Origin of the sequence: Brevundimonas naejangsanensis DSM 23858 (assembly GCF_000421705.1) — a bacterium.
Lineage (GTDB): Bacteria > Pseudomonadota > Alphaproteobacteria > Caulobacterales > Caulobacteraceae > Brevundimonas > Brevundimonas naejangsanensis.
Genome location: NZ_ATXN01000002.1, coordinates 1,000,509 through 1,017,336 on the forward strand (window position 1 = coordinate 1,000,509; position 16,828 = coordinate 1,017,336).

The window sequence follows — 16,828 nt, forward strand, 5'->3', positions numbered from 1 at the left end:
CAGGTCTGTCACTGCATGGGTTCCTTGGCGAGCCGTATCTGCTGAGTGACCGAGACCAATGACCCTGGCCCTGATCGATCCCGCCTCCCCCGCCGAAGAGCCCGCCTGTCGGTCGGCTTCCCCACGCCGCCCGTCCAAACTGCTGCAACGCGAGGGCGCTCATGACGTCGTGGTTCCGATCCCGGACGGTTTCGAGCTCGATTTCGGCGGAACCCTGACCCAGAAACAGGTCATCGGCCGCCTGCACGGCAAGCCGGGCGCCCCCCTGATCGTGGTCGCGGGCGGGATTTCCGCCGACCGTTACGTCCATCGCACCGAGACCAAGGGACTGGGCTGGTGGTCCGGCGCCGTTGGCGTGCGCGCGCCGATCGACCTGACGCGATTCCGCGTCCTGGCCTTTGATTTCGCACCGGAATTCGGCGACGGCGTGACGGAGCCGAAGACGCCGCTGACCATCACCACCCAGGATCAGGCGCGGCTGCTGGCCCATCTGCTGGACCATCTGGGCGTGGACAAGGTCGCCGCCTTTATCGGCTGTTCCTACGGCGGCATGATCGCCCTGGCCTTCGGCGAGCTCTTCCCCGACTGGGCCGAGCAACTGGTGGTGGTGTCCGCCGCCCACCGCCCTCATCCGCTGGCCACCGCCTGGCGCGGCATTCAGCGCCGCATCCTGCAACTGGGCCTTGAGACCGGCCGCATCGATCAGGCCGTCGGCCTGGCGCGCGAACTGGCCATGACCACCTATCGCACCCAGGAAGAGTTCGGCGACCGCTTCGATTCAGAGGCCCCAAGCCATGCGGGCCAGGCCTATCCGGTGTGCGACTATCTGACGGCGCGCGGTCGGGCCTATCGCGACCGCACCACCCCCGCCCGCTGGCTGACCCTGTCCGACTCCATCGACCGCCACCGCGTCGAGCCCGAGGCCATCACCGCCCCCGTCACCCTGGTCGGCTTCACCACCGATCGCCTGTGCCCCATCGACGACATGAGGGAGTTGGCGGACCGTCTGCCCAACCTCTGGCGCTTCGAACAACACGCTTCCGTCTACGGCCACGACGCCTTCCTGAAGGAAGACAGACTGGTCGCCGACATCCTGACCTCCGTACTGAAGGATATCGACCAATGAGCCGCGCCCGTCCCGCCGATCCCCGCACCATCGCCGCCCGCTCGGGCGTCGATACGGACACGGCCCACGGCGCGGTCATGCCGGCTCTGTATCTGTCGTCCAACTATTCCTTCGCCGCCTTCGGCCAACCGCGCAAATACGACTATTCGCGCTCGGGCAATCCGACCCGCGACGTGCTGGCCGAGACGCTGGCCGAGTTGGAAGGCGGCGCCGGGGCCGTCATCACCGCCACCGGCATGGCGGCGGTCGACCTGCCGCTCAGCCTGCTGGAGCCCGGCGACCTGCTGATCGCGCCGCACGACTGCTACGGCGGCACCCACCGCCTGCTGACCGCCCGCGCGAAAAAGGGCCACTTCCGCGTCGCCTTCGTCGATCAGAACGACAGCGCGGCGCTGGATACGGCGCTGGCCGACGGCTGCAGGCTGGTGCTGGTCGAGACGCCGTCCAATCCCCTGCTGCGCGTCACCGACATCGCCGAGGTCTGTCGCCGCGCCCACGCCGTGGGGGCCAAGGTGGTGTGCGACAACACCTTCCTGTCGCCCGCCCTGCAACGGCCGTTGGAGCTGGGCGCCGACATTGTGGTCCACTCGACCACCAAATACATCAACGGCCATTCCGACGTGGTCGGCGGCGCCGTGGTCGCGGCCGATCCGGCCGATCATGAACAGCTGGCCTGGTGGGCCAATTGCCTGGGCGTCACCGGCTCGCCGTTCGACGCCTATCAGACCCTGCGCGGCCTTCGGACCCTGTTCACCCGCATCGAGCGCCAGCAGGCGACGGCGGGCGCCGTGGCCGCAGCGCTGCAGCAGCACCCCGCAGTCAAGGCGGTCCACTATCCGGGTCTGACCAGCCACCCCGGCCATGCACTGGCGTCGCGCCAGCAGTCCGGGCCGGGCGCCATGCTCAGCTTTGAGCTGACCGGCGGGACCGACGCCGTGCGCCAGGTGATCGAGCAGCTGGAAATCTTCACCCTCGCCGAATCTCTGGGCGGCGTCGAAAGCCTGATCGCCCACCCGGCCACCATGACCCACGCCGCCATGACGCCCGAAGCGCGCGTGACGGCAGGCATCACCGACGGGCTGCTGCGCCTGTCGGTCGGACTGGAGCATCAGGACGACGTCCTGGCTGACCTGATTCAGGCGCTGGATACGGTGACGCTGGAGGCGGCGGCGTAACCTCTCCTCCCCCGTTTGTGGGGAGGGGGACCTCGAAGCGGTGGAGGGGCAAAGGCCTGCGGAACCAAGCGGCCCCTCCGTCTCGTCGGCTGCGCCGTCGATCCACCTCCCCACTGAGGGGTGAGGAAAACGCCTTAGGCCACCGCCCGCGCCAGGGCCTCCATCCGCCCGCGTGCGTCCAGATCGCGCGCATCATCCAACGCGAACTGCCCCATCATCCGATCCAGCTCGACCGCGTCCGACGCCAGAGCATGGCTGGCGGCCGTCGACTGTTCGACCATGGCCGCATTCTGCTGCGTGACCTGATCCATCTGGGTCACGGCGATATTGACCTGTTGCAGGCCGCTGGACTGTTCCTGCGACGAGGCGGCGATCTCTTCAGCGATCAGGGTCAGGCGTTCGATCTGACCGGCGATCCGCTCCAGCGCCTGGCCGGTATCGCCGACCAGAGCCACCCCCGCCCCGACCTGACGGCCGGATTCCGAAATCAGCGTCTTGATCTCCTTGGCCGCCGAGGCCGAGCGCTGGGCCAGCGCCCGCACCTCGGACGCCACGACCGCAAAGCCGCGCCCGGCGTCGCCTGCCCGCGCCGCCTCCACACCGGCGTTCAGCGCCAGCAGATTGGTCTGGAAGGCGATCTCATCGATCACGCCGATGATGGCGCTGATCTGGTTGGACGACTGCTCGATGGCGCCCATGGCGGCGATGGCGCGGCCGACCACGGCCTGTCCTTCGACGGCTTCGGACCGGGCGCCGCGCACTACGCCCCCCGCCTCGATCGCGCCCTCGGCCGAACGGGCCACGGTGGCGGTGATCTGCTCAAGGGCCGCCGCCGTCTCTTCCAGGCTGGCGGCCTGCTGTTCAGTGCGACGCGACAGGTCGTCGGAGGCTTGCGAAATCTCGCGGGCGCTGGCGCCGATGGCGGCGGCGCGTTCAACGATGACCCGCATCACGCCTTGCAGCTTGTCCATCGCCGCGTTGAAGTCGGCGCGCAGGCCTTCATATTCCGGCGCGAACGGGTCGTTGAGACGGAAGGCCAACTGGCCGCCCGACAGACGCTCAAGCCCCCTGGCCACGCCGTCGACGACCTGGGCCTGCTGGCGGGCGGCCTCGGCGTCGCGGGCGGCCTGCTCCTGACGCTCAATCTCCGACGCGAGGCGCGCTGTTTCGGCCTCGGCTTCCAGCCGCACCTTCTCCTCAGCGTTCTGTTTGAAGGTCAGGACGGCGTCGGCCATCCGACCGATCTCGTCGCGACGGCCCACCGCCGGGATGGCGACGTTCAGATCGCCATTGGCCAGGCGGCTCATGGCGCGGGTCATCGCCTCGACCGGGCGGCTGAGGGCGCCGATGAGCCACAGGGCGGCGCCCACGGCGATGGCCAGAGCCAGCACCCCGCCGATGGCGAAGGAGACATAGGCCTGAACAAAGGCGCCGGATTTGGCCCGGCTGACGACCTCTGCCTCTGCGGCTTCCTTGGCGCGGATGGCGGCGACGGCCGTACGGATATCGGTCAGCTTGGCCACCTGTCCGACCTGGGCCAGAGCCTCGCCGCGAGCGGCCGGATCGCGAGCCTCAGCCATAATCGCCTGAGCCTGCTCCTGAAAGGCGGCGGCGGCGGCGCGAATCTGCGCCTGCTCCTGCCCATAGACGCCCTTGATGTCAGAAGCCGCCAGATCGGCCAGGCGAACAGGCAGGTCGCGCCGTCCCGCTTCGTACTGTTCCAGCACGGCCGGATCTCCGGTCAGGACATAGCCGCGCATGGCGTTCTGCTGCTCGACAGCGGCGGCCAGCAGGCGGTCGGACGCCTTCAACACCTCGCGCGAGGTCAGGTCCGCCGCGTCGGCGCGCTGCAGGGACGCCACGCACCACAGGACGATCAGGGTCGCCGCCCCGCAAGCCCCGATCACGGCCATGAAGGACAGGATCAGCTTCTTGGGTACGGACAGGTTATGCAGCATGACTCAAGGCTCAGACAGAGGGAGGTTCAGCCTCGCTCCTAACCCGCCGTTGTTCGACAAAGTGTTAGCGCCCGCCTGCGGGCATCTACTTAATCGCGCTCACAGCGCCTTCAGCACCACCGAAAACGCCGTCAGCAACAGATAGACGGCGAAGGCCCGGCGCAGGATCTTGCGGTCCAGCCGGTGCGCCAGCCGCGCCCCATAGGGCGCGGTCAGCGCCGTCAGCAGTCCCATGATCACCGCCGCCGGCACATTGACATAACCCAGCGACAGCGGCGGCCGCCCCGGCGCATCCCAGCCGAAGAAGGCGAAGCCCAGCGCCGCCGCCGCCCCGATAGCCAGACCGAAGCCCGAGGCGGTCGCCACCGCCTGATGAATCGGCCGCCCGCACAGGGTCATGGTCATGCCGCCCAGACTACCCCCGCCCACGCCCATCATGGCGGACAACAGGCCGATGCCTGTCCCCACGCCGCGACGGCCCCAGCCCGTCGGCAGGTCTTTTCTGAGCGTGAACCGCTCGGGCATCAGCCCCATCTGCGCCGCGACCAGCAGCAGGCAGGCGCCGTAGACGACCGCCAGCCCCTCCATCGAGGTGAAGCCCGCAATCGCCGCCCCGACCAGTCCGCCGAACGCCACCCACGGCGTCCAGGTCTTCAGCACCGTCTCATCCACCGCCCCATGCGCCCTGTGCGTGGCCAGCGACCTCAGCGAGGTGGCGACGATGGTCAAAAGCGAGGTGCCGATGGCGACGTGCAGATTGCTCTCGCCCCCGACGCCCAGCACCGAAAAAGCGTAAAACAGTGCTGGGACAAGCACCGTCCCGCCGCCAACGCCGAACAGGCCGCCGATCACTCCGGCGATCGCGCCAGCCCCAGCAAGCGCGGCGAGCATCAGGGCGAGTTCGGAAAGGGGAAGGGCGCTCATGGCTTGGGCATAGCCGCAGCCTTGGCCAGCGTCATCCCGGAATTGCGCCAACCTTCCCCTACCTTTCGTCATCCTCCGGCGCCCGTAGGGCGAGGGTGACGCCTGAGGGATCAGGCCGCTTCTTCGCTCTCGCCCAGACGGGCCTGCCGCGCCTCGGCCTCGCGCACGGCCTCGACGGCGCGATCCACGACCTCCAGCCCCGCGCCGGATTTCACGCCCTCGACGGTCAGGATCCGGCGGAAGGCGCGCGCCCCTGCCCGACCGTGCATCAGCCCCAGCATATGGCGGGTCATGCTGGCCAGATTGGCGCCTTCGACCAGCCGCGCGGCCATATAGGGTCGATACCGCTCCAGCGCCTCGAACACGTCCACATCCGGCGTCGCCTCGCCGAAAATGCGTCGATCCACCTGGCCCAGCAGGGCTGGCTCATGATAGGCGGCGCGGCCCAGCATGACGCCGTCCAGTTGCACCCCGTCGTCAGCCTTCAGATGCGCCTCGGCCTGATCCAGATCGCCGATCCCGCCGTTGATGCAGATGGTCAGATGCGGCCGCTCGCGCTTCAGCCGACGCACCAATGCGTAGTCCAGCGGGGGCACGTCCCGGTTCTCCTTGGGCGAAAGGCCTTTCAGCCAGGCCTTGCGGGCGTGGACGACAAAGTGGGTGATCCCTACCGCCGCCGAGGCGTCGACCGTGGCGAACAGGCTTTCCTGCGGGTCCTGATCATCGACGCCGATGCGGCATTTGACGGTGGCGGGCACGGCGACGGCTTCCTTGATCGCCGCCATGCAGTCAGCCACCAGCTCCGGCTTGCGCATCAGACAGGCGCCGAACCGGCCCGACTGCACCCGGTCCGACGGGCAGCCGACGTTCAGATTGATCTCGTCATAGCCATAGGCCTCGCCGATCCTCGCCGCCTCGGCCAGCTGCGCCGGATCCGAGCCGCCCAACTGAAGCGCCACCGGATGCTCGACCGCGTCGAAGCCCAGCAGACGGTCACGATCCCCGTGGATCACCGCCGGCGCCGTCACCATCTCCGTATACAGAAGGGCCCGCGTGCTCAGCGCGCGGTGAAACGCCCGACAGTTGCGGTCGGTCCAGTCCATCATGGGTGCCACGGACAGCCTATGAGCTTGAATTATAGACATTTTTTTAGTAAGATCAAAAAGTTGGAAGGCGGCGTGTGCACTCGAATTTACGACGTGTTGCGACGTTTTTTCCGGGTTTTCGACACCTCAGTGCACACAGAGCGCACACGAAATGGCGACGTACTCGAAACTCCCGTCAGGAACGTGGCGGGTCCAGGTGAGACGGAAGGGTCGCTATATAAGCGAGACCTTCCTCAAACGCGATGACGCGCGCCGGTGGGCCACCGAAGCCGAGGGGCGGATCGATCGCGGCGAGGTCCCTACCCCATCGCGGTCAGCGCGGCTCCGCACGTTCGGCGAACTTATCGACCTACACATCGCGGACATGAAGTCCGTCGGGAAGCCGCCCAGGCGGTCGAAAGCGGCGACGCTGAAGATGCTGAAGACGCGCCTGGGCGCTAAGAAGATCGCCCAGCTGGATCGACAACTGTTCATCGATTTCGGTCGGAGGCGCGCTACCGAAGGCGCCGGCCCCATGACGCTGAGCATCGACATCGGGGCGATCAAGCTCATCCTCTCACACGCCGCGGCGGTTCACGGCCTGACAGTCTCGGTCGAGGCCATCGACATGGCCCGCCTCGCCCTCAAACGCCTTGGCCTGATTGGCAAGGGCGTCGAGCGAGATCGCCGGCCTAGCACTGAAGAACTGGAGCGCTTGATCCGCCACTTCGACGAGAAGCCTCGTCAAACCATACCCATGGGAGCCGTCATTCGGTTCGCGATCGCAACGGCGATGCGTCAGGAAGAGATCTTCAAAGTCGTATGGGATGATTACGCAGCCCGGACCAAGATGCTGACCATCCGCGACCGGAAAGACCCTCGCGAGAAGACGGGAAATGATCAGCGCATCCCCCTATTGTCCGTCTCTGGGTTTGATCCCGTCGCGTTGATCGAAGATCAGCGCCCTGCCCGCTCGAATGCGGACCTTCGCATCTTCCCTTTCAATCACCGGTCAGCCGGGACCGCGTTCACGCGAGCCTGCAAAAGCCTCGAAATCAAGGACCTGCATTTTCACGACCTTCGTCATGAGGGGACGAGCCGTCTGTTCGAAGCCGGCTTTCAAATCCAGCAGGTTGCGCTTGTTACCGGACACAAGGACTGGAAGATGCTCCGACGGTACACTCACCTGCGCCCCGAATCCCTCCACCTCGTTGCATCCGGATTGGCGGCCTGAACCAACCGTAGGTGACCAAAGGCGGAGCTGTAGAACACCGAGGAGCGACGATGGCTTGGCCGCCTGTAAACGGACGCGCGCGCCACCGGCGATTGCAGGGGCACATTCGACCCGTTGAACCCTTTTTTCCGGCTTTACCCGAAGATGGGGCGCCGGTCGCAGAGGGAATTTAGCGGACGTCGCGGCGCCCGCTTTTCATTCGATGACGAGAACTGTCTTCGAAAGGCCCAGTCGGATTTCTCAAGCAGTCTCACCCGTAGGAACTGCCGTGAAAGCCCGCCCGACCTGCTCACGAAGAGGCTGAAGGCGGGTAAATCCCCGATTGGTAAGGACGACAAGCACGGCGTCCTGATCCGGCAGTTGTTCGAAGTCGGCGATATAGCCGTTCGTGCCGCCGCTATGCCCGACCATGACCTGGCCAGCCGCCGAAGAGACCACCACGCCCAGCCCATATCCTCTGGGGCCGACCACAGCCTTGCCTTCCCGGCTCACGACCGGCGCTGCGCGCATCTCGGCCAGGCTTTCAGGCTTCAGAAGTCGGCCGTCATCCAGGGCGCGGTCGAGCGCGAGCATGTCTGCAAGACTGGCGCGAACAGCTCCCGCGCCAAGTTGAATAAAGGCCCAATTCTGAGCCTGGGAAAGAGCGCCGGGCGACCCGTTATAGCCGATGGCCAAGCCTTCTTCCTGCACCGCCACCGGGTGACCGGCGACCATGTTCGGCGCTTCGACGCTGGCGGTCGTCATGCCAGCCGGCTTGAGGACCAGCTCTTCCAGGAGGTGGTCGAAGGGCGCCCCCCGGGTCGCGGCCGCCGCATGCGCGAGAAGCTCGAAACCGAAATTATTATAGCGGAAGTTTTCGCCCGGCGCTTCCAGGGGGCGGGTCTCGTCCTCGGGCAGGTCGTTCAGAACCGCCTTCATCGCCGCCGGGTGATCGACGCTGAAACGCGCCAGCATGGCCTCCGTCAGGTCCGGCAGACCCGAGGTGTGGTTCAGCAGGTTCCGCACGGTGACGCCGGCCCAGCTCGCAGGCGCATCGGGGAGATAGCGACCGATGGGAGCGTCGAGATCCATCTCCCCGTTTTCGCACAGGCGCAGGATGGCGATGGCCGTCAGATACTTGCTGGTCGAAAAGATCTTGAACCGCGTTTCAGGCGTATTGGCGACGCCGTTGACGGGGTCGGCCTGGCCGCAGACATGCTGGAACAGCATCTCGCCGCGCCGCGCCACCGCGAGCACCCCGGAAAATTCTCCGGCTTCGCACGCCGTGACAAGTTGCGCTTCGAGAGGCGCGAAATCAGGTCGCTCTGCGGCGGAGGCCGACAAGGGCGACAACAGGATCAGTGAGGCCAACGCCCCGGCGGGAAGGCTATGCTTGATAAGGGTCATGACCACAGCCTAGGGAGCGGCCCCTCCTCTCCTCAAGTGAAGCTTGAGTCAGGTTGCGGCCATTCTCGTGACGAACGCCCCCTCCAAAAGGCGCTGCCAGATGCCCAGCCCCTTGCCGATTATAATCCGCCCGCATGACCGAGATTTAACTGGTCGCGTGACGGATCTGCTGACTAACCAGGCCTGAACACTGATTTTGGTCCGTCATGCTCCTTCCCCTTCTCGCCGCCCTCTCGCTGACCCAGCAGCCTTCCGAACGTTTCGACGCCGAGGCGCGCATTCAAGACGCCATTGCTATCGTTCGCCCCGTCGCCTATCGCAGCCGGCAGGTCGACTGGGACGCGCTGGCCGAGGACATGCGCCATCGCGCCGAAGGCGCCCGCGACGACATCGACATGCTTCCGGCCTGGGCGGCCCTGGCGCATGGATTGGGCGACGGCCATTCCTTCGTGCAACCCACTCCCGAAGCGATCGCCGCCTGGCGCGAGCGATATGGCGATCGCCCGCTCATGCCTGATGCGCCGTCCCGGCCTCGTCCAGGTTCCCCGTTCATGAAGCGGGCTGAGATCGAAGCCCGCACGCTTGCTGTAGGCACCGACCATGACGCCGATCTGGTTACCGTGCCCTCCGTCTCCGGTTTTGGTGACAAGGCTATCGCCTACGCCTCCCGTCTGTTCGGCGCCGTCGCCGACGCCAGCCCGCGCACCTGCGGTTATGTCCTGGACCTGAGAGGCAATACAGGCGGCAACGTATGGCCGATGCTGATCGGGCTTTCGGGTCTGCTTGGGGACGGTCCGCAGGGCCGAAGCGAGGACGCCGACGGAATGATCGAGGACTACGCCATGCTGAAGGAGGGCTCCGCAATCGTGCTCGCCGAACAGGGACGCGGCCTGACCATGATGACGATCGACAACTGGCGTCCGATCCCGTCGCTCGCCGCCGCCCCAGTCGCGCTTCTACTGGATGACGCGACCGCCAGCTCCGGCGAGGGCGTTGCGGTCGCCTTCGCCGGCCGGGCGCTCACACGCAGCTTCGGCGCCCGCACCTATGGCGTCGCCTCCTCTAACGAGGGGTATCCCCTGGCCGATGGCACCAATGTGGTCGTGACCACGGCCATGATGATGGATCGGAATGGCCGAATCTACCCGGACGGTATCGAGCCGGACCAGGTCATCGATGGTGAAGGCGAAGATGCCGTCGAAGCCGCCCGTACCTGGCTCGCCCTCCAGCCCGCCTGCAAATAGCGATGCGAGGCCTGGAGGCATGATCTCCAGCTTCGTTTGCGTTGAGCGAGAGCACTCATCGTCGGCCAAACCAACCTCCACCTCCCGCCAGCAGAATGTCGCGAGGGCCGCAGACCCAGGCCGCATCTGCGCCAAGAGCGGACATTGGCACACCGCTGAAAAGCAGTCCTTTAGAGCGTCCGACCAGCCCTGACCGCTGCCGCCACCCCTAATAACTTACCGGTCATCCGAAGCTGTAAAAACGTCTTCTGGTGCACCCCAGCGACGCAGGTCCTCTTCATCAACAAATCCAAGACTGCTTTGGGCGATGATGTCGAACTGATGAAGGGCGGCAAGCAACTCGTTCGCTTCATCCACGACTGTCGGCAAAATGGCATTCATCGCCGTCCGCGTCAGTTTCAGTGGGGCTCGATCGAGCGTGCTCAGAAGCGCGTCCAGCTTCAGGCCCACCTCCAATACGGCGATCATCAATGCTTCCGTCCCGTCAGGGGTCGCTTCAACAAAGCGCTGCACATAAGCTTGGGCAGTCCTTAAGCGATAGAGCTCCGAAAGACGGCCAGAATCGCCAAAGGCGTTCAATCGTTCCGCGATATGATTGCGGACGGCGAACATACCCGTCAGCAAGGTCCGTTCGCGTTGTGCTCGAAGGTCTTCTTCAACACGGCGCTTGCGCCTATCTGTGACCCAGTTCGCCAAAATGACGAGACCGCCGCCTACCACTGCAGCTACTAGGCTGCCACAGAGCCGGAGCAGTTCGATCGCGATGGGCGTCAAGCCTGAGGAAAAAGTCATGACACTCGGTAACGCACATCCCAGCGCTGCACACTAAGCCAAATGGCTGTGCTTTGACGGCGATGACGCCCTCATCCGAAGCGAATGCTTCTAGAGATCATCAATCCCCCCACTGATGGGGCACCACTTGTTCGGTACCGATAGCCGATTGATCTCCTGACGCTGCTCGCCGACCATGGTCCGATGGCGAGCCGCGATAACCACTATGTCCCGCGTTGGTACCAGGAAGGGTTCTTCGAACCCGGCCAGAGCGCCCTCGCCTATCTCGATCTACAACCGGTCCAGTACCGTCAGAGCGACGGCTCCCTGAAGCCCGGCAAGTCGCTGTCGTATCGGCCGACGTCCCGCTGCTTCGTGAAGAAGGATCTCTACACCACCTTCTTCGGCGAGGACGTCAATGACGAGATCGAGCGGATGCTGTTCGGCGCCGTCGATCGAAGCGGCGCTCCGGCGGTCCGGGCGTTTATGGCCGACGACAGGAACGAGTGGATCAGGCACTTCCAGACCCTGTTCGGCTACATCGATACGCAGAAGCTCCGCACACCGAAGGGGCTCGCCTGGTTGCGGACCCAGTATCCCGGCCTGACCCAGAATGAACTGATGGAGGAGATGCAGGGTGTCCGGATGATGAACTGCACCATCTGGAGCCAGGGCGTTCGCGAGATCGTGTCCGCCGAAGCGTCCGATGTGAAGTTCCTGATCACCGACCACCCAGTCACCATTTACAATCCGGCCCTGCCCCCCAGCGACGCCCGGAACTGCTATCCTAACGACCCGTCGATCGCGCTGAAGGGCTCGCAGACGATCTTCCCCCTGAGCAGGGACTTCTGCCTGATCCTGACGAACCTCGAGTTCGCCCAGGAACCGGGACGCGCACCGCTGGACAAACGCACCTTCGCGCGGAGCTTCCGCCAATCGATGGTGAAGGCGGACGAGTTCGTCAGGACGAGATCGCTGCAACGTGGGGAGGTCCTCAGGATCAATGCGATCCTGAAGGCTAGGGCTAGTCGCTATGTCGCGGCTGGACGAAAGGAGTGGCTCCACCCGGAAGCCGAGGCCGTCGGGGACTGGCGCGCCCTGGGGGAGCCGCTGTTGCCGCCGAAGAATGAACTCTGGGGGTTCGGCGGCGAGATGTTCGCCAAGATGGAGGACGGTCGCGTCTTCTATCAGGATGCCTTCGGTCGCACCGAGAAACCACTGGAAGAACTGACGAAAGTGCCCACCAAACGGCAGCCGAACGATTCGTGCGGCTGTGGCTCCGAATACGCCTACCGCGCCTGCTGCGCCACGCGCCCGGATCACCTTCGCCCGAGCTGGACGGCGATGAGCATCCGCGAACGCAACTTGTCCCTGTACAACGCGATCTTGGACATCTGCGGCTTCGCCGAGGGCAAAAGCTGGGACGAGGTCCGGCGTGCGATGACGGACGAGAAGATTGCCCGCCTCTATGGCGTCTTCGCCGCCTTCTGGCCGCTCGAGACCGACCTGCTTCAACTGCTTCCCAAACCGGATGGGCGCCCCCGCGCGGTCTACACCGGTCTGATCCACCCTGAGTCGATTGGCCGACATGCCGTCGGCATGGCCCTCTATTTCGGCGAGGTGATTATCCAACACCCCTTCGCCCATCCGGGGGTGTTGGCGAAGGAATTCAGCCCGGTCGAACAGCCACAGGCCTATCGGCAGGAGGTCCTCAAGGCTGTCCTCACCTTCCTGAAACTGTTCCCCTTGGTCGACGCGGGTCTGGTCAACCTGGTCCCCGACCCCTGCGTCTTCGATTTCCACCTTCGCGATCAGATGATGCACATGGCGCAGTCCCGCGGGGCGCGACGCCCGGAGGACGCACCGCAGGACCCTGCCGCCTACCGATTGATGGAAGCGGATGCGCGACGCGCCCTGATGCTCATGCCCGACGAGGTGTTCGAGAAGAGGATAGACGAGGGCCTCCCTGGCCTCGAGGGTGCCAGTCGTGAGGATCTTCGTGTGGCGCTGGACGAGCTTAGGCTGAACGATCCCCTGATATCGCTGCAGCCGGACGGCCTGCCTGCAGGCAAGGAAAAGGGGCTTCTCACAACGATGAGCCTCGCACCGAACTTCGAGATGGCGATGTACCTCGCCCAGGCGACTGGGGCTGCGATCGTGACGGACTCGCCAGACCGGTGGAGAGAGGTCATGACGGCCATGCGGGTCAAGGGAAGCCCCGCCAATGACGGTTTGAATGGACTGGCGCGCGTGATCGAAGGCGCGAGCTTCGCCTTTCCGACCGAGCCGATGAATCTCTTCCTGACCGGCTCCGCCTCGACGGCGACCTACCCCGACCTGTTCTCCGGTGCCTTACGCTATCTTCAGACGCGTTCGGTCAAAGGCCCCAAGCCGAACGTGGAGGCCTCGATCGCCTCGCAGTTCGGGCGCATCCACTCAACCGCGCAGAAGGCCATCGCCAAATCCGGCCAGCCCACCATGACTGCACAGATACGAACGGCGCTCCCGGCGCAGGGCATCCAGGATCACACGATCAACCGCCTGCTTCTGATGTCGAGCTCAGAGCATCATCTCTCGAGTGTTCCGATGGCTTTTTTCATCGCGCCGCCTGGCCCATCGACCGTTAGCCACCTGCCCGGCCTGGGGTAGGGCGCGACCAGCTCCCATCCCAATTTCATCCCTACAGGGCCACTCGATCGCGACGTCCCTCAACTGCGGCACCAGGGCCACCTGACAGACGGCCATGAAGGCGGTGATCCAGGCGTTGGAGTGGCTCCGCGCGGTGCGCGCCCATCCTTGTTCATTCACGACCCTGTAGACTGATCTACCGAATCAGACCGGCGGAAACCCTTGGCTAAGTTGAAGACAACACGACCCCCGATCGCGCGTCGTCAGCCTCGCAAACGCGGTGGTGGACCGACGGCGGCGGGCGGCTACAACTATCAGGCTGCGGTAACAGCCATCGCCCTCGCCTATGCGGGACGCGGCGCGCCGCTCGGCTGGCTGGATGGGCTGGCCGACGACACACCTCGCGAGGTCGCCTGTGAGACGGGACGCGGCGGTGACGACATTCGCCTGACTCTCGTCAACGGCGATCGCGTGGAGATTCAGGTCAAGAAGGGACTGTCTGCCGGGGCTGCGTTAACCGACGCATTAACCGACTTGGCCACCGTCCTCGCCGACGGAAGCGCGGCCTTCGGTGTTCTCGCGGTGTGCCCCTTCAGCAGCCGAACAGTCGCCCAGGGTCTAGCCGCCGACATCATTCGCTTGGGCCAGGATCCCTCAGCGGAGATCGATCCCCTCGCGGCGGATTTTCGGGACAGCTTGACCGCTGGGGGACTGGATATCGCTGGCGTCTGCGGGCGACTGCGGATCGTGACCGTGGCCGCCCTTGACGGCAACGCCGCGCATGTCGCCGCGGCGCGCGCCGAACTGGCTTACCTCTGCGGGAACCCCGCGCAAGCCCGTTCGGCCTGGGATGCGCTTTACCGGTTCGCCTCCATCATGATCGCGAGCCGCGGACGCCGAACCGTCGCCGGCATCGTAGCGCTCCTGCGATCGGCGGGCATCGACCTGTCGAAGGGTGAAGTGCACGCAACGGCGGTTCTGATTGACCGCCTCATCCGCTGGACCGCAGACACCAACGACAGCTTTTCCATCCTGGGGCTCGGCCAAAACCTGTCCATCGATGAAGCTTGGCTACCTCTGACGCTTCGGGTGACCACGGAGACCATTCCTGCCACCACAGACACTCAGACTGCCCTCGACGCCTACCATGGCTGGTCGGCCCGGCCCGGAGCCAAGGGTGAGACCTGCGATGCGGACTCCGTTGGACGCTTCTTTCGACAGGCGGTCAAACCAGGCGACCTGGCGTTGACTGACCCCTTTTTCCTGATGGCCGACGATCAGGTCACATCTGGCGGGCCATTCGGCGAAGCCCACCCACACGCCGGGCTGGAAACGGTCACCTTCATGCTGAACGGCTTCATGGAAGACGGCACAGGCCGCCTTGAGGAAGGCGACGTTGAGTGGATGACTGCAGGGAGCGGCATCGTCCACAATAAGGACACCGTCGTCTCGACCGGCATGCGCCTTTTCCAGCTATGGCTTATTCTCCCCGAGCGCGATCGGAACATGGAACCCCGGGTCCAGATTTTGAAGCGCGATCAAATGCCGGTCCGCCGAGCCCACTACGAAGCCGTTGTATGCTCCCGGCAGATCCTTCGTTGGCTGGACGCATCCTCTCGAGGAGAAAGGCGAAAGCCGGCTGCGACTGACGGCGGGCCCATTGGGTGGCCGCATCATGCTCTACGCGGGCCAGCCCCAGGATATCCAAGTGGTCGCGCGAGGCCCCTTCATCGCCGGATCGGCGCAAGAGTTGGACGGCTATTACCGGAGCTATCGACACGGGGAATTCCCGCAGGCCGAATCTTTGCCCGCATAGGTCCGCTCCACGGACGCTCTACGATCACAGGTCGCCACTTGTCGGCCAGAAAGAGCGGCCTGAGACGCCCTTTGCGGTCCGCGTCAGCATCACCGCGCAGAGCTTGCTCACGCTGGCCGACGCGGCGGCTGGCGATCGATTGGCGACGCCGAGACGCAGGGCGGCCGTCCACCACGTCCACCGCCTTAGGTTCCGGCATTGCAACTCTCTGTTCCCACAAGGCGCACTATAGGGACGCAGGCGAGAGTGGTTAGCTAGCCGAAGCCCGGCCCTAGCCCATGCAGGTTTCGGTGCTTCACGAGGAGCGCGCCTTGCCGACTTTCGACATCATCCCAGCGAGCGCAGCATGAGCGTCCTGGCCCGAGCCGCAGTCATCGCTGAAAAGGACGCGGCCTTCACCTTCCGCAAGGTAATCATCGACGACCCGCGCGCCGACGAGGTTCTTGTCCGCATGGTTGCGACCGGCATTTGTGCAACGGACGCCCATGTGCGGCAGCAGCATATCCCCGCGCCATTGCCGGCCATCCTTGGACACGAAGGCGCGGGCGTCGTGGAGCAGGTCGGATCCGCCGTAGTCCACCTGAAGCCGGGGGACCACGTCGTGCTGTCGTATCACTCCTGCGGTCAGTGCAAGCCGTGCCTGTCTTCCCATGCCGCCTATTGCGACCACGTCTGGGAGACGAACTTCGCCGGTGCGCGGCTGGACGGCTCCATCGGCGTCGGGTCCGATGAAGTGAAGGGCTTGCGCGCCCACTTCTTCGGCCAGTCGTCCTTCGCGACCTATGCGTTGGCTCACGCCCGGAACACCATAAAGGTTCCGGATGATATCCCGCTGGAGCTGCTCGGGCCGCTGGGCTGCGGATTTCAGACGGGTGCGGGCGCGGTGTTGAAGGCCATGGCGGTCACGGTGGGCGCGTCCATGGTGGTCTTCGGCGTCGGAGCGGTCGGGCTGGCGGCCATCATGGCGGCCAAGGTCGCGGCCGCGGCAACGGTCATAGCAGTCGATGTCAACGCCGAGCGACTACAGCTGGCCCTCGAACTTGGCGCCACCCATGTCATTAATGCACGCGAGACCACTGATGTCGCAGCGGCCATACGGGACATCATCCCCAGAGGGATTGAGTACGTCCTGGATACAAGCGGCCGAAAAGAGAACCTCGACGCGGGCGTCGCCGCCCTGGCGCCGATGGGACGCTTCGGCTTCGTCGCCTTCAACGATCATTCGGGCGCGACCCTGGATGCGTCCCGGCTGACGCTAGGCCAGACGTTGCAGGGGATCATCCAGGGCGATGCGGTGTCCTCCCTGCTGATCCCTGAGTTGATCGACTTCTACCGCAGCGGTCGGTTCCCGTTCGATCGCCTGATAACCTTCTACGACTTCGCCGACATCAACGAGGCGTTTGACGACGCTGCTGCAGGGCGCGTCATCAAGGCGGTGCTCCGCTTCGACGCTCCGCGCGGCTGACAGACATTTCACCGAC

Annotated in this window: 12 protein-coding genes; 7 read left to right on the plus strand and 5 right to left on the minus strand. The window is 65.1% G+C overall.

Features of this window, described 5'->3' with window-relative positions:
- Positions 1–58: 58 nt before the first annotated feature.
- Both metX and metB read left to right on the plus strand, forming a co-directional pair.
- Positions 59–1,126 (plus strand): homoserine O-succinyltransferase MetX, encoded by a 1,068-nt coding sequence (gene metX / locus H556_RS0105120; protein ID WP_024353414.1) that lies wholly within the window; start codon positions 59–61, stop codon positions 1,124–1,126.
- The gene (metB, locus tag H556_RS0105125) at positions 1,123–2,301 is read left to right on the plus strand and encodes a cystathionine gamma-synthase (protein WP_024353415.1); all 1,179 of its coding nucleotides are present in this window, start codon (positions 1,123–1,125) and stop codon (positions 2,299–2,301) included. The genes metX and metB overlap by 4 nt, the downstream gene beginning before the upstream one ends.
- A 134-nt stretch (positions 2,302–2,435) precedes the next feature.
- Here metB and H556_RS0105130 read toward each other — a convergent pair whose 3' ends face one another.
- The 3 genes from H556_RS0105130 to dusA form a co-directional block, all read right to left on the minus strand.
- Positions 2,436–4,259 carry a methyl-accepting chemotaxis protein gene (locus H556_RS0105130; RefSeq protein WP_024353416.1) on the minus strand — a complete coding sequence of 608 codons (1,824 nt, stop codon included), beginning with the start codon at positions 4,257–4,259 and terminating at the stop codon, positions 2,436–2,438.
- Positions 4,260–4,358: 99 nt separating this feature from the next.
- Complete coding sequence (locus tag H556_RS0105135) at positions 4,359–5,183, minus strand: sulfite exporter TauE/SafE family protein (protein WP_024353417.1); 825 nt, start codon at positions 5,181–5,183, stop codon at positions 4,359–4,361.
- Positions 5,184–5,293: 110 nt separating this feature from the next.
- Complete coding sequence (gene dusA, locus H556_RS0105140; RefSeq protein ID WP_029673218.1) at positions 5,294–6,328, minus strand: tRNA dihydrouridine(20/20a) synthase DusA; 1,035 nt, start codon at positions 6,326–6,328, stop codon at positions 5,294–5,296.
- 376 nt (positions 6,329–6,704) lie between these two features.
- Here dusA and H556_RS0105145 point away from each other — a divergent pair, with 376 nt between their 5' ends.
- Positions 6,705–7,502: a site-specific integrase gene (locus H556_RS0105145; protein ID WP_245559415.1), complete on the plus strand. Its 798-nt coding sequence runs from the start codon at positions 6,705–6,707 to the stop codon at positions 7,500–7,502.
- Positions 7,503–7,742: 240 nt separating this feature from the next.
- On the opposite strand, the gene H556_RS0105150 is transcribed toward H556_RS0105145, so the two are convergent.
- Complete coding sequence (locus H556_RS0105150) at positions 7,743–8,888, minus strand: serine hydrolase domain-containing protein (protein ID WP_081650876.1); 1,146 nt, start codon at positions 8,886–8,888, stop codon at positions 7,743–7,745.
- Between the two features lie 206 nt (positions 8,889–9,094).
- Between H556_RS0105150 and H556_RS15825 the strand changes: the two genes are divergently transcribed.
- Entirely contained in the window at positions 9,095–10,132 is a 1,038-nt protein-coding gene (locus H556_RS15825; protein ID WP_024353421.1) for a S41 family peptidase, read from the plus strand.
- Positions 10,133–10,348: 216 nt separating this feature from the next.
- Here the strand turns inward: H556_RS15825 and H556_RS0105160 are convergent, their stop codons facing one another.
- Positions 10,349–10,924, minus strand: coding sequence for a hypothetical protein (locus tag H556_RS0105160; RefSeq protein WP_155802405.1), 576 nt, complete (start codon positions 10,922–10,924; stop codon positions 10,349–10,351).
- Positions 10,925–11,107: 183 nt separating this feature from the next.
- Between H556_RS0105160 and H556_RS0105165 the strand changes: the two genes are divergently transcribed.
- The 3 genes from H556_RS0105165 (at position 11,108) to H556_RS0105175 (ending at position 16,812) form a co-directional block, all read left to right on the plus strand.
- The gene (locus H556_RS0105165; protein ID WP_024353423.1) at positions 11,108–13,552 is read left to right on the plus strand and encodes a DUF4238 domain-containing protein; all 2,445 of its coding nucleotides are present in this window, start codon (positions 11,108–11,110) and stop codon (positions 13,550–13,552) included.
- A gap of 201 nt (positions 13,553–13,753) precedes the next feature.
- Positions 13,754–15,601, plus strand: a complete 1,848-nt coding sequence (locus H556_RS16840) for a pirin family protein (RefSeq protein WP_051130210.1) — start codon at positions 13,754–13,756, stop codon at positions 15,599–15,601.
- A 92-nt stretch (positions 15,602–15,693) separates the two neighbouring features.
- Entirely contained in the window at positions 15,694–16,812 is a 1,119-nt protein-coding gene (locus H556_RS0105175) for a zinc-binding dehydrogenase (protein ID WP_024353424.1), read from the plus strand.
- The last annotated feature ends 16 nt before the right edge of the window (positions 16,813–16,828 follow it).